Source organism: Chitinophaga sp. OAE865 (genome assembly GCF_040546735.1).
GTDB classification, from domain to species: domain Bacteria; phylum Bacteroidota; class Bacteroidia; order Chitinophagales; family Chitinophagaceae; genus Chitinophaga; species Chitinophaga polysaccharea_A.
The window spans coordinates 7,102,639-7,117,567 of record NZ_JBEPOF010000001.1 but is presented as its reverse complement, the minus strand read 5'-3'; the positions used below and the strand labels follow the sequence as shown (position 1 = coordinate 7,117,567).

Here is a 14,929-nt window from a genome sequence, read left to right as displayed (position 1 = left end):
ATGCTTCAATCTTAAATCATCACATAATTTTAAATACAATATGTATGCAGGCATCATATCCATCTTTATCTTTAGTAGGAGCAGGGCCCGGAGATCCTGAAATGATCACGCTGAAAGCGATCAACACCATCCGGCAGGCAAACGTTATATTATATGATGCGTTGGTAAATGAATCTTTGCTGACGTACGCTTCGCCGGGAGCGATAATTAAGTTCGTAGGCAAAAGATATGGCTGCCATGCTTTGTCGCAGCAGGAAATTAACCACCTGATCGTGGAAATGGCACAGGCTCATGGCCATGTTGTAAGGCTTAAAGGTGGAGACCCTTTCGTGTTTGGCAGGGCGGTAGAAGAAATCGAAGCTGCCCGTAACCATGGGATCAAGGTAGCGGTGATACCAGGCATCTCCAGCGCGGTGGCCGTACCGGAGTCACAAATGATACCGCTTACCTGCAGAGGAGTCGCGGAAGGCTTCTGGGTAACCACCGGCACTACCCAATCCGGCGATATCTCAAAAGATATAGCGCTGGCAGCCCAATCCACTGCTACTGTAGTGATCCTGATGGCTATGAGTAAACTGGAAGGTATCATGGATATTTTCCAGGCGCATGGTAAAGCAAACACCCCGGTAGCCATTATCCAGGACGGCACCACCCCGCAGCAGAAAATGGTAACCGGCACTGTAAAGGATATTGTATGGCGTGCCCAGGCAGCCGGTATGGGCAATCCTGCTATTATAGTGGTAGGGGAGGTAGTAAAACTGCAATCCCTGCTGGCAAACGAAACATTACAACAATTACAAAACAGTAGTATCATACATGAAGAAAGACAAACAGGGCTGTGATGGTAAAACCTGTCTCCTTTGCCGGTTATCCCTGAAAGAATGGGCGCCCGCAACAATGCTACACCGCAAAAATTTTATGCTGAACAAAGGAGAAACCCTGTTTAAAGAAGGAGATAAGGTAGAAGGCATCTACTTTATCTATGATGGCCGCATGAAAGTACATAAGCATTGGGGGCCTGATAAAGAGCTTATCGTCCGCTTTGCACAAAAAGGCGATATCGTTGGCCACCGCGGTATAGGCGGCACTGAACATTTTTATCCCATCTCTGCTACAGCGCTGGAACCTGTAAAAGTTTGCTTTATAGAGATGGATTTTTTCCAGGCATCTCTCAAAATCAATCACGACCTGCTGTACGAGCTAATGCTGTTCTATGCACAGGAACTGCAAACCTCCGAAAAACAGATGCGCAACCTGGCGCATATGTCTGTGAAGGGCCGTATGGCCAATGCACTGCTGTTGCTGCAGCAAAAGTTTGGCTTTAACAAGGATGGTTTTATTGACCTGGCGCTCAGCAAACAAGACCTTGCCTCCTATATCGGCGCCACGTATGAAACCACGTTCCGGGTATTGAATGAATTGATAGAAGAACGCATGGTGGCGGTTTCAGGAAAAAATATCACTATCCTGAATGAAAATAAATTATTGCGCCTCACGGAAATCAGTTAGCATCAGGCGATGTATTTGCGCAGCTTCTTCTCGCTTAATATGGTAATGGCACGGCCTTCTACGGTGATCAGTTTCTCCGCGATAAATTCCTGCAAGTTGCGGTAAATCGTTTCATAGGTAGTGCCTGAAAAAGAGGCCAGGTCCTGTCTGCTGATAGTGAAATGAAGGGCTTTGTGCAAGCGGCTAAGTTCCAGCAAAGCATCTGCCAGCCTGCTTTTTACATCCATGTGCACCAGGTTGCGCATTTTCCTTTCCGCTTCCTGCAATTCATCTGCATAAAATTGCATCAGCTTCAGCGACAGGTTTGGATTTACTTTCAACGACGCTTCAAAGAATGCCAGCTCCGTATAACATACCGTGGTGTCTTCCACAGCGGTAGCCGAAACAGTGTACAGGCGCTCCCCACTACCCAGGCCACGATGCCCCAGGATATCGCCCTGTTGCGCAAAACGGACAATGAGCTCTTTGTCCGGCCCCCATTGTTTATGCACCTTCACTTTTCCATCATACAAAAAAAAGATCCCTTTCACCGGGCTGCCTTCCTGGAAAATGGTTTCATTTTTCTTAAAAAAAAGATGTTGCCTGTGATCCGATACTGCCGCAATCCATTCTGGAATACTGTGCTGGCATAAAAAACACGTCTTTAAATCGCAGTTTCCGGCTTTTTTCATGATTGCAATACTAGTGTTTTTTTGGGTTTTCGGAAGAAAAAATAGGTTTTAATATGATTTAGATCATATTTTTGCAATTGAAAAGAAGAAATTATTGTCACTTTATATAGTATGAATCATAAAAAAGAGCAAAAATTTGCCGGGAACATGTCACGGAGAGTATTTTACCTCAGTCTCCAGGCATGTATCAACGCGCTGGCCATCGGCGTAGTGGCAAAAGCACTGGTGTTGCTTATCAGTCTCATTACCAACCTCTCGTTTTACGGTAAATTTTCATTTGAAGAAGCAGGGCCGGCGGGAAACCAGCTGGGCATCCTGGTTATTGCAGTCCCTATCATCGGTAGCCTGCTGGTAGGCGTGATGGCCCGTTTCGGCAGCAAAGCGATCCGTGGCCATGGTATCCCCGAAGCCATGGAAAACATTATTGACAACGAAAGCAAGATCCCGCCTGTAATCACCTTACTAAAGCCTATCTCGGCCGCTATCTCCATCGGCACGGGTGGCCCCTTTGGTGCGGAAGGCCCCATTATCGCAACGGGTGGAGCTATCGGCTCCTTCACCGGGCAGGTGATCCATATCTCTTCCTCAGAAAGGAAGGTATTGCTGGCAGCCGGCGCCTGCGCCGGTATGGCGGCTATATTCGGTAGCCCGCTGGCAGCTATTCTGCTGGCCATCGAGCTGCTGTTGTTTGAATTCTCTCCCCGTTCGGTGATACCTGTGGCCATTGGTTGTATCACCGGCGCCGGTATGCATATCCTGCTGTTCGACAGCAACCCGGTTTTTGCCATGCCGGATATTCCTGCCGTTACTGATATCGCCCTGGTCACCTATGTGCTGATGGGTGCTATAGTAGGTGTGGTGGCCGCTTATGTATCGAAGTCCGTTTATTTCGTGGAAGACCTGTTCGAGAAACTGCCCATCCACTGGATGTGGTGGCCGGCGCTGGGCGCCGTTGCCGTAGGTGTGATCGGCTACTTTGCCCCGCATACCATGGGCGTTGGCTATGATAATATTAAAACGTTGCTTACCGGTACTGCGCCAATGGCACTGCTGGTATCGTTATGTGTGCTTAAATATTCTTCCTGGGTGATCTCCCTTGGCAGCGGTACTTCCGGCGGAACACTGGCGCCCCTGTTCACTATCGGCGGCGCTTTCGGTGCATTGCTGGGCGTAGCGGTTTTGCAGATATTTCCCGGCAGTGGTATCAATATCGCTACAGCGGCGCTCATAGGTATGGCCGCCATGTTTGCCGGCGCCTCCCGGGCATTGCTCACTGCTATCGTGTTTTCACTGGAAACCACCGGGCAAACGCATGGTCTCCTGCCGCTCATCGGCGCCTGCACAGCCGCTTATTTCGTGTCGTTCTTCCTGATGAAAGGCAGTATCATGACCGAAAAGATCCGCCGCAGAGGCGTAGCCACCCCCGAAGAGTATATGCCGGATATGATGCAGCTGATCAATGTGGCAGCCGTAACCGTTAAGCCTGTTGTTATGCTGCAGGAAAACTTTACCCTGGCGCAGGCTTACCAGCAGCTGCAAAGCAACGCCGCCTACAACTACCGCTTCCTGCCGGTAACGGATACGGAGGGGCACTTCAAAGGATATATTAACAGGCAACAGTTATCGGCCGCCGGTACTACACCGCTCAGGGAACACCTGGAGCCATCTGCTCCTTACCTGTACCCTGCTGATAATATCAGCCTGGTAACTGAGCTTTTCGACAACTATCCGCCGGATATCCTGGCTGTGCTTGGCCCGGAAAAGAAATTAAATGGTATTGTGACCGCAGATGCGGTGCTGAAAACGTACAGCGAACGCCGTAAGGCAGCTGAAAAATATCATTCTGCTTTTTATGGTAATACCCGCCTGCTGCGATTAATGGCAAGGGGTAAACGCCTGCTGGCAAGATCTTAACCTGCTAACATAACGGTTGAAATACGGGTCTGCCCTTTTTTTGGGCGGGCCTTTTTTTATTCCCGGTAAAATATTCCGCTGCGCTGCCCGTCTTCGTATAAAAGCTTCTTAACTTTAATACATGCAGCGGAAATTATCTTCTATCGAAGAAAGAATACAACAATCGCAGAACTTCCGGAACGGCGCGTTCCAGAACCTCTCCCTTACGCCTATGAAGCCGGAGAATGTTACCTATTTTACCATGCTGCGTAAAATGTTGCGGCGCCCGGCAAACACAAGACCGCCGGGACCCATGCCTACCGTGCATACCGACCTCCGGGCATTGTATTCGGAAAAGCCCGTGGTTATCTGGTTTGGCCATTCCTCCTATCTTATCCATGTAAAAGGATTTAATATACTGGTAGATCCCGTGTTCAGCGGCAGCGCATCGCCCATGTCATTTATGGTAAAGGCATTCCCCGGTGCAGATGCCTATACGCCTGCAGATATGCCGGAAATAGACCTGATGATCATCACCCACAATCACTATGATCATCTCGATAAAAAAACACTGGCAGCATTAAAACCCCACACCAGACAAATATATACAGGGTTAGGCGTGGGCCGCGATCTGCAGCATTGCCTGGCAACGGGCAACAACATCACGGAGATGGACTGGTGGGAAACCCGCGAAATAGCAAAAGAGATCGTTCTAACGGCTACGCCTGCACGGCATTTTTCCGGCCGTGGGCTTAAAAGAGGCGGTAGTCTCTGGTCTTCTTTTGTACTGGAAATTTTCGGGTATAAGATTTTTATCGGGGGAGACTCCGGGTACGACACACATTTCAAAGCCATTGGCGATAAATTTGGTCCCTTTGATCTGGTGATCCTGGAATGTGGACAATACAACGATTACTGGCCTTTCATCCATATGAAACCGGAAGAAACCGTGCAGGCGGCTATAGACCTGCAGGCAAAAGCCCTGCTGCCGGTACACTGGGGCAAATTTGTACTGGCTATGCATGCCTGGAACGATTCTCCGGAAAGAGCCACCGCAGCCGGTGCACAAAGAGGCCTGCTGGTAACCACTCCCCGTATAGGAGAACCGGTAACTGTAGGCGCACATTATCCGCAGGAACACTGGTGGGCAAACGCCTGATCCGGAACCGCAACATCTTCACAATATCTTCACCGGGTGCATGAAATAAACGGGTGCTCCCGGTGAGCTGCTTTCCGGCAGTTTACCTCATAGCAGTGCGGTATCCATCACATCGCATTTAATAAAATTCACCAACAACTTACAGGCATTATCATCTTCATAGATCTGCTGCTTTTCCGGGCAGGACGTGGAAGGAATTGTCACTTTCGGAGTCATCCTGAGCTGTAGCTGTACTAAAGCTAATATTGCGCAATGCATAGCTATAGCGGGGTTATTTTAATATGAAACGCGCATAAACGGTTCATAATAAGGTATCTTTAATAAACAAAATGGTAGCATCATTGTTTCACTAAAATGTCAACAACTCAGATTATGCAGCCACGTATCGCATCTCTCAGCAAACTGGAACAGGACGGAAGAAAAATCTCCCGGTTGCCTTTCTCGATAAGGATCTTACTGGAAAATGTATTGCGGAACCACGACAATTTCGCCATTACTGATGAGCACCTGGAAACACTGGTGAACTGGGATCCGGCGGGAACAGATAAGGAAATACCTTTTAAACCGGCCCGCGTGCTGATGCAGGACTTTACCGGTGTAGCTGCGGTAGTAGACATTGCTTCCATCCGCGCGGAAGTGATCCGTAAGGGGAAAGACGGCGCTAAGATAAACCCGGCTATCCCGGTGGATCTGGTAGTGGATCACTCTGTGCAGGTAGATTTTTTTGGAACAGACTACTCCTATACGAAAAATGTGGCCTATGAATATGAGCGTAATAAAGAACGTTACCAGCTGTTGAAATGGGCGCAACAGGCCTTCGATAATTTTACGGTAGTGCCTCCTGGTATGGGTATCTGCCACCAGGTAAACCTTGAATATCTCGCCAAAGGCGTGATTAACCGTGATGGCTGGCTGTTTCCTGATACGCTGGTGGGCACAGATTCGCATACGCCTATGGTGAATGGTATCGGCGTACTTGGCTGGGGCGTGGGTGGTATCGAGGCGGAAGCAGCCATTTTAGGACAGCCGATTTATTTTACCTGTCCGCAGGTGATCGGGCTGCGCCTCACCGGGCAGCTTACAGAAGGCGTTACGGCTACAGATATGGTGCTTGCCATCACCCAGCGGCTGCGCAAATACGGCGTGGTGGATAAATTTGTGGAAGTGTTTGGCGATGGGCTGGATTTTCTTTCCGTACCGGATCGGGCTACAATTTCTAATATGTCGCCGGAATTTGGATGCACTGCTACCTATTTCCCGATAGACACACAAACGTTGCAATACATGCACCGCACCAACCGCTCCGAAGCAGATATTGCACAGGTGGAAGCCTATTGCAAGGAGAATATGCTCTGGCGGCATGGCAGCGAAGAAATCACTTATACAGATATTCTTGAAGTGGACCTGTCGCAGATACAATCTGCCGTGGCAGGCCCCAAGCGGCCACAGGACCGTATCCTGGTGCGTGACCTGCACAATGAATTTGAAACCCTGCTCAGCAAGGAGTTCAAACGTATGTATACGCCCGAAGGAAAACGCCGCGACACTGCATGGCTGGCGGAAGGGGGCTCCGGTACTTCCTTTACCTACGAAATACAAAAGCAGGTGGAAGAGGTAGCCGTAGAATTGGATTACCTTAAATCTGTACGCATTAAACTAAAAAATGAAGAATATGTACTGAGTGATGGCGCTATCACCATTGCCGCTATCACCAGCTGTACCAACACCTCTAACCCCAGCGTAATGATAGGCGCCGGACTGGTAGCGAAAAAAGCCATCAGCCGCGGGTTATACGTGAAGCCCTGGGTGAAAACCAGTCTTGCTCCAGGCTCAAGAGTGGTAACGGAATACCTTAAACGCTCAGGCTTACTTTCTGAACTGGAAGCGCTGCGGTTTCATATTGTAGGATATGGCTGTACTTCGTGTATAGGTAACAGTGGTCCGCTGCCGCCGGCCATTGCCGAAGCGGTAGACAAAGGCAACCTGGTGGTGGCATCCGTGTTATCCGGCAACCGTAACTTCGAAGCAAGGGTGCATCCGCAGGTAAAAATGAACTTCCTTGCTTCCCCATTGTTGGTGGTGGCCTATGCTATTGCCGGCCGCATTGATGTGGATATGCTCACCGCCCCGCTGGGCTACGATCCTAACGGAGAACCGGTGTATCTCCGCGATATCTGGCCCACACAGCAGGAAATCAATGATGCGGTGGCTGCTGCTGTAAAACAGGAAGACTTTGAAAATATTTACAAGGTGATATTCGACGGCGACGAACAATGGCAGGGGTTACTGGCGCCTTCCGGAACTAATTATCACTGGAGCAACGATTCTACTTATATCCGCGAGGCGCCCTTTTTTAAAGGGTTGTCTGAATTTCCACCTCCGGTGGAAGATGTAAAGAATGCCCGCGTTTTACTTAAACTGGGCGACTCGGTGACTACCGATCATATTTCTCCTGCAGGCTCATTCAAACAGGATACCCCTGCCGGCAAATATCTCCTGGACCACGGCATCGATCCGAGGTTATTCAACTCTTATGGCTCCAGAAGAGGAAATCATGAGGTGATGATCCGCGGCACCTTTGCCAATGTGCGCATTAAAAATGAGTTGTCGCCCAAAGAAGGCGGTTTTACCACCATCATTCCATCCGGCATGGTGCTGCCCATTTATGATGCGGCTCAGCAATACGCTGCTAAAAAGGTACCCCTTATCATATTGGCCGGGAAAGAGTATGGCAGCGGTTCCTCCCGCGACTGGGCCGCAAAGGGAACCAACCTCCTTGGCGTAAAAGCGGTGATCGCGGAAAGTTATGAGCGTATTCACCGCAGCAACCTGGTGGGTATGGGTGTTCTTCCGCTGCAATATATGGAAGGTGAAAATGCAGCCACCCTGAATCTCACCGGAACGGAATCCTATACTATCAGCGGTATCTCCAATGGTCTTGTTCCCAATGAGGTACTAACGGTAACGGCTATCCCGGCAGAAGGGGAGCCCATTATCTTTAAAGTAAAATCAAAATTGAATTCTCTGATCGAGATTGAATATTACCGCCATGGTGGTATCCTGCAATACGTGTTGAGAGCGTTCCTAGAAAAAGCGTAGAAGGCCTTCGGCCTTTGTCTTGGAACACTGATTACGCTGATTTTGATGATTTTTCTGATATCATTTTAATTTTTTGAATAAAAGTTAAGGGAGATAAGAGCGAATATACCCGCTTTTTATCTCCCTTAATTATCTTATAAAAATTCAAAAAAATAACATCAAACTAATCATCAAAATCAGCGTAATCAGTGTCCCAAGACAAAATCCGCTCATTTCCCGCGTGAAAATTCCAGTATCTTCCGGCGGTTGCCCACCAGCCAAACTACATCTTCCCATTCGAACTCTGTTTCGGAGGCAGGGTTGAGTATCCGCTCACCGCCGCGGGCAATACCTACTACCAGCGCCTGCGTTTTTTCCCGGATGCCGGAACCACGGATGGTTTGCCCTTTGAGGCCATTGTGCTCATCCACCACGATGCTGGTAAGACCAATATTTTCATCGGCCACATCATCACTTCTCTCTACATTCAGGGTGTTTACAACGCGGTTGAATTCCTCCAGCTGTGCTTCAGTACCAATAGCGGTAAGGATATCATGCGGGAATAGTTTTTCATCGCGGGTGGGCGCATAGATGGTTACATTCCCTCTTTTGATGGCGCCTACATTGATGCCGTATTTTTCACGTAGTTGCAGGTCTATCAGCGGCTTGTCTACCAGGGTAGACCATGGATCTATTTCTATTTCCGACACCTGTGCATCCCATGGAAGCAGATCAGCCGCAGTGGCTTTATGATTAGCGGCATCAGCGGTTTCACGGGCATTCAGGTTGGTAAGAAAACGGCTTTCTATGCGGTTGTAATATTTCTGTAATTGTGAGCGCAGTACTATCAACACGCAGGCAAGTATAAAGCCGGTGCCCAGCAATGCCTGCCAGAAGGGAAAGTACTGGTTTACCAGGAAACCCACCAGCAGCACGGCTACCACGTTGCGCACTACTTCCACCACCACTAGGGGGCCATGATTGTATTTGGAGTCGAGCCACAACGCTTTATAAGAATTGCTGGAGATCTTTTGTACCATCAGCGCCCAGATAAACGGCGACATCATGGCGATGCCGATGATCACGCTTAGCAGTTCTGCCAGGAACAGGTTTTTCACATACCTGATCACAAACGGGCCGATATAATAAGTGTTCAGCAGGATGATAGCCAGCATAATCACTGCGTTGAGCACAATCACTTTCACGTAGCTGCGCAATACAATGCGCCAGTCGCTTTCCGCCTGTAAGGTTTGTGAGCTGGCGCTATACCGGTTCAGGGCATTCATCCAGCGGGTGGGAATGATCTTTTCCAGCCAGTTATAAAACGGCACGGAAAATTTGATCATGTAAGGCGTGGTAAAAGTAGTAATGGCGGAAACCCCTACTGCTACGGGGAACAGGAATTCGCTGGTTACACCCAGGGAAAGACCCAGCGTGGCAATAATAAACGCAAACTCACCTACCTGCGCCATGCTCATACCTACTTGTACGGCCTGTTTCAGCGGCTGGCCGGATAACAGTGCGCCCAGCGCCGTGCTGAAAAACTTACCGCTGATCGTTAACAGCGTTATCCACAATACCGGCCACCGGTATTCAATGATCATTTCAGGATTGATGAGCATTCCTACAGATACAAAAAAGATAGCGCCAAAAAGATCTTTCACCGGTTGAATGAGGTGTTCTACTTTTTCTGAAGAGGTGGTTTCTGCTATAATGGAGCCCATAATAAAGGCGCCCAGTTCTGCAGAGAAGCCCACTTTAGTGGCCAGGATCACCATTCCCAAACAAAGTGCTATACTCAGTATCAGCAAGGTTTCACCATTCATGTAACGCTCTATTTTTTTGAGCGCGGTAGGCAACAGGAAAATTCCGGCCAGGAACCATACTGCCAGGAAGAACATCAGTTTGGCAATGGTAAACAACATCTCCGTACCTTCAAACTTGCGGCTCACCGCCATGGTGGAAAGCAGCACCATCATGAGGATCACCACAATATCTTCTATCACCAATACCCCGAATACAATTTTGGTAAACGATTTTTTCTTGACCCCTAATTCCTCAAATGCACGGATAATGATAGTGGTGGAAGAACTGGCCAGCAAGCCGCCAAGGAACAGGCTGTCCATAAAACCCCAGCCCATCAGCTGCCCGGTGAAGTACCCGGCTACCGTGATAAGCGCTATTTCTACAAATGCGGTAATGGTGGCAGTACCTCCCACCCGCATCAGCTTTTTGAAACTAAATTCCAGGCCCAGCGAAAATAAGAGGAAAATAACGCCGATCTCGGACCATGTTTTGATGCCTTCCGTATCCCCGATAGTGGGGAATAATTTAAAATTGGGGCCCACTATAAATCCCGCGATGATATACCCCAGCACCATCGGCTGTTTCAGCCTTTTAAACAGTAATGTAATAACTCCCGCCGCTCCTAATATTAAAGCCAGGTCAATGATCAATGATGGTAGATGCATACAGTTTGAATCGATTTAATGTTTCGTGTGATGTACCTTTATGGCGCTGAAAAATCAGCACACATATGTGTCAGGTGCCAGTTTCCGGATCTTTGAATTATTGCTAATATATTGTTTTTCCTGCGGGGAAGCAACATTAAGTTAGGTATAAGGGAACAGGAAGAGGCTATCGCTCCTTTTCTGCCTGTATCTGTGCTACATACCTCGATGGTAGTATACCAAACTGTTTCTGGAAATTCTTTCCAAAATTAGTCAGGGACGCAAAGCCGCAAAGTTCCGCCACTTCATTGATCTTGTATGATCCCGTTGATAATAGGGATGCTGCTTTCTTCAGCCGTGCAATATTGATCAGCTCATGTGGGGTGAGGTCGGATATCGCTTTTATTTTACGGTAAAAAGTAGGACGGCTCATGTTCATAAAGTCCGCCAGCTGCTCTACATCGAGGTCAATATTATTAAGGTGCTGGTTAATCAGGTCGTTCAACTTCTCCAGGAATTGCTCATCTGCACTGGTATACGCCATGCTGCGTAAGTGTACCAGTGGCGTGCTGGCATAGTAGGATTTTATTTTATGACGATTGCTCAGCAGGCTCGCAATCTGCGCCTGCAGGAATTCAGGGGAGAAGGGCTTTTCAATGTATGCATCTGCACCCAGTTCCAGGCCCTCTATTTTTGATTGCATGGTATTGCGCGCGGTGAGCAGGATCACAGGAATATGACTGGATACAAAATCAGATTTAATAATACGGCAAAGCTCAAAGCCATCCATTACAGGCATCATTACATCACTGATCACCAGTTGCAAAGGCTGTTCCTGCAATAAAAGCAGTGCCGCCTGCCCGTCGCGGGCAGTGATCACTTTGTATTTATCTTCCAGGTCGTCTGCAATGAAAGAAAAGTATTTCTTCATTATCATCAACTAACAGTATCAGTGGTTTGCTTTCCATTTGCTCAGGTTAAATTCTATTTCCTGGTGAACAGGCAAAGTAAGTGAAAAAACATTTAATGTTCCATCAGTGGGTATCAGCTCCAGGGTGCCCTTATGCAGCAACGTTAAAGACCTTGATAAGGAAAGGCCGATGCCGGTACCCGATTTGTCTGCAGTGGCCTTTGCTCGGAAGAATGGCTCAAATATTTTTTCCTTCATCTCCGCAGGAATAATATAGCCGTCGTTCTTCACGAGTATGGTAAAAGTAGCGTCGTTCTCACCAACGGGCATCAGGTGTATGGAAGCCCTGGTAGCAGCATACCTGATAGCATTGTTGATCAGGTTGCCTAATATTTTATGTAAAGCCTCACTGTCTACATAGGCAAAAAAGTGCAGGCTGGATAATTCTATTTTAAACCGGATGTCCTGCTGCTCCGCAGCCGGCGTAAACCGCAGGTGATTTTCTTTCAGCAGCTCAGAAATATCAGTGCGTACAAAATTCAGACTGAAACCATTGATCTCAGTTTTGCGGAAGTCGAGCAGCTGGCTGGTAAGCTCCAGTAACCGGTCGGTATTACGTTCCATGATGCGCAGGTTTTTACGGATCATTGGCACTTCATCCGCCTTCCGGATCACCTTTTCCATGGGGCCCTTGATTAATGTAAGCGGCGTGCGGATCTCATGAGCGAGATGCGTAAAGAATTCAATTTTTGCCTGGTATAACTCTTTTTCTTTTTCATGCTCCAGCAACTCCAGCTGCCTTTTTTGTTTTTGCTGCGCACGCTGGTGATAATAACGGATAATAAGATACGCAAGGCTAACCAGCAGGATAACATACGCAGCATACGCCTGATAACTGGCCCAGAAGGGCGGCAGGATGGTAATGGTAAGCACACGCGGTGTAATGCTCCAGCTGCCGCCGCTGGCAGCTGCCTTTACCATGAACCGGTAAGTGCCGGGCGACAACTTCGTGAAAAAGGTTTTCCGGTTGCTTTCCAGGTAGGTCCAGTCGCGGTCAAGGCCCTCCATCTTATAAGCATAAGCTGTCATTTCAGGAGAAGTATAGCTCAGTGCAGCAAAGTTGATGCTGAACGTGGATTGATCATGCGATAATACGATGGTATCTGTAAGAAAGATGGATTTTTCCAGTATATCGCCCACCAATGCTTCTTTATTATACACCTGGAAACCGGTGATATATACGGGGGGCAGGTAACTGTTACGTACAAACGATTCGGGGTTGAAACGGATCAATCCTTTTACACTGCCAAAGTACATATTGCCGCAGCTGTCTTTATAAGCAGAATTATAATTAAACTGGTCATTTAACAGGCCGCTGGCTTTGGTATATACCACTGCATTTTCCGTGGCCGGCGTAAAACAGGCCAGTCCTTTGGAAGTGGTCACCCACAGGCGGTCGCTCTGATCTTCCAGGATGCAGAACATCATATTGCTCTGGAAGCCATGCCGTGTTCTGTACGTGGTAAAGTTATCCCGCTGCCGGTTGTATAAACAGAGCCCGTCGTCTGTGGCCAGCCATAAACGGTGTTTGCTGTCTTCAAAGATCCTGTTCACCCTGTTATTGCTCAGGCTGTTACTATCGCTGGCATTGTGCAGGTAAAGACCTTTCTTTCCGGTGCGGCGGTTGTAATAATAAAGCCCGTCGCGTACTGTGCCTAGCCATATAGTGCCTTCACTATCCTCAAAAACAGCCGTATAGAAAATATAATGCGGCACTTCCTTCACTCTGTCAAATTCATCGCGGTCATGGATATACTCATATAATCCCCAGGTGGTACAAACCAATACATGATCATCGGTTGTGCGCAGCATGCTGTAAATAAAGCCGCTGTGCAGCTGGTGGGGGCCGTCGCCCGGTGCATAGTGCCGGATAAATTTCCCGCTGGGGATATCCATGATATCCAGCCCATGCTCAAAAGTGCCTATCCAGAGGGAATCTCCTGAAACCATCAGCCCATGAAGATTGGTATGTGATAATCCCGGCGCATGTTTGGCTAAAGGCTTAATAGCAGAAAAGCTGCCGTCTGATGGCGTGAATTTATTCAGTCCCCCGTCTTCTGTGCCTATCCATAAATGACCATATTTATCGGGATGTATTTCCCTCACTGCGTTACCGCTGAGGGAGGATGAACCGGTTTTCGGAAACAGTTTTTCAAAATATGTATACGGCTGGGGGAAATAATTGGCGCCGCCAAAATAAGTACCTACCCATATACCCCCTTCTTTATCTTTATAAATATTATAGATGGCATTATCAGAAACGGAATAAGGATCATCATAACTTTTTTTCAGGTTGATGACCTTAGCGGTTTTAATATGATAGATGTAAATGCCGGATTCCGTTGCGATCCAGTATTCATCACTGTTTCGCCGGATAATATCCCTTGCATACAATTCTATGCCTGTGGTATCCCTGGCAAAGAAATCTTCGTAGGTACGTGTCCGTGCATTAAACAACTTCAAGCCCTGTCCTGCTGTGCATACCCATACAGTGTCGTTGCCCATAGGCACTATTTTCTGAATGGCGTAAGAATTGGGTTTACCGGAATGGGCAAACAATGAATAAGTGGTAAAGTTATTTTTGTTGTAATTGTAGATGCCCATATTTCCCCCGCCGGAGGCCAGCCACACACGTCCCCCGCCATCTACGCAAACAGAGGTGGCATCGGTAAAACCGGGCACTTCGGTTAAGCTGCCGTTGGCAGGCCGGTAGCGGAACGGGCGCCCTGCAGATACAATCCAGATATTTCCCTGCCGGTCTTTTGTAATAGAGCGCACTTCCCCCTGTACTTTCCTGTCCAGTTCATGAAACTGCTCATTGCGCGGGTTATACACAAATACGCCTTTGTCGGATCCCACATACAGCATTCCGTCATCGTCCTCGAACAGGCACAGCACATAATTGCCACCGATACTTCCCGGCTGCTCTGTTCGCCGGAACACGCGGAAAGTGTAGCCATCGAAGCGGTTTAAGCCATATAATGTTCCAAACCACATAAAACCCTGCTTATCCTGTAAGGTGCAGATAACAGCGTTGTGCGACAGGCCGTTCTCAACCTGGTAATGCACAAAGCCGGGCGACTGCCCGCATAGTGCTTCGCTTGCCAGCAGCAGGATGAACAGTATATAATAACGGACTATTGGCATGTGTTCGTTTAGTGGAAACCCTAAAACTAATGGTTTTTCCGCTAAAACCCAC

At 48.2% G+C, this 14,929-nt stretch carries 9 protein-coding genes; 5 read left to right on the top strand and 4 right to left on the bottom strand.

Annotation, left to right across the window (positions count from 1 at the left end; translation table 11 throughout):
- The first annotated feature begins 44 nt into the window (after positions 1-44).
- Together cobA and ABIE50_RS28315 are read left to right on the top strand one after the other, a co-directional pair.
- Positions 45-842, top strand: coding sequence for a uroporphyrinogen-III C-methyltransferase (gene cobA / locus ABIE50_RS28320; protein WP_209861795.1), 798 nt, complete (start codon positions 45-47; stop codon positions 840-842).
- A complete protein-coding gene (locus ABIE50_RS28315) occupies positions 817-1,509 on the top strand; it encodes a Crp/Fnr family transcriptional regulator (protein ID WP_209861792.1) in 693 nt (230 codons plus the stop codon). The genes cobA and ABIE50_RS28315 overlap by 26 nt, the downstream gene beginning before the upstream one ends.
- Before the next feature lie 2 nt (positions 1,510-1,511).
- On the opposite strand, the gene ABIE50_RS28310 is transcribed toward ABIE50_RS28315, so the two are convergent.
- Entirely contained in the window at positions 1,512-2,180 is a 669-nt protein-coding gene (locus tag ABIE50_RS28310; RefSeq protein ID WP_142686486.1) for a Crp/Fnr family transcriptional regulator, read from the bottom strand.
- A gap of 147 nt (positions 2,181-2,327) precedes the next feature.
- On the opposite strand from ABIE50_RS28310, the gene ABIE50_RS28305 reads away from it, so the two are divergent.
- The 3 genes from ABIE50_RS28305 (at position 2,328) to acnA (ending at position 8,331) form a co-directional block, all read left to right on the top strand.
- A complete protein-coding gene (locus ABIE50_RS28305; RefSeq protein ID WP_209861789.1) occupies positions 2,328-4,094 on the top strand; it encodes a chloride channel protein in 1,767 nt (588 codons plus the stop codon).
- A gap of 121 nt (positions 4,095-4,215) precedes the next feature.
- Positions 4,216-5,232 (top strand): MBL fold metallo-hydrolase, encoded by a 1,017-nt coding sequence (locus tag ABIE50_RS28300; RefSeq protein WP_209861786.1) that lies wholly within the window; start codon positions 4,216-4,218, stop codon positions 5,230-5,232.
- Positions 5,233-5,604: 372 nt separating this feature from the next.
- Positions 5,605-8,331, top strand: coding sequence for an aconitate hydratase AcnA (acnA, locus tag ABIE50_RS28295; RefSeq protein WP_354028211.1), 2,727 nt, complete (start codon positions 5,605-5,607; stop codon positions 8,329-8,331).
- Positions 8,332-8,540: 209 nt separating this feature from the next.
- Here acnA and ABIE50_RS28290 read toward each other — a convergent pair whose 3' ends face one another.
- The 3 genes from ABIE50_RS28290 to ABIE50_RS28280 all read right to left on the bottom strand — a co-directional run bounded on the left by ABIE50_RS28290 (position 8,541) and on the right by ABIE50_RS28280 (position 14,877).
- Positions 8,541-10,781: a cation:proton antiporter domain-containing protein gene (locus ABIE50_RS28290; RefSeq protein WP_209861780.1), complete on the bottom strand. Its 2,241-nt coding sequence runs from the start codon at positions 10,779-10,781 to the stop codon at positions 8,541-8,543.
- Positions 10,782-10,947: 166 nt separating this feature from the next.
- Positions 10,948-11,691 carry a response regulator transcription factor gene (locus ABIE50_RS28285; RefSeq protein ID WP_354028210.1) on the bottom strand — a complete coding sequence of 248 codons (744 nt, stop codon included), beginning with the start codon at positions 11,689-11,691 and terminating at the stop codon, positions 10,948-10,950.
- 18 nt (positions 11,692-11,709) lie between these two features.
- Positions 11,710-14,877, bottom strand: coding sequence for a ligand-binding sensor domain-containing protein (locus ABIE50_RS28280; RefSeq protein WP_209861774.1), 3,168 nt, complete (start codon positions 14,875-14,877; stop codon positions 11,710-11,712).
- Between the last annotated feature and the right edge of the window lie 52 nt (positions 14,878-14,929).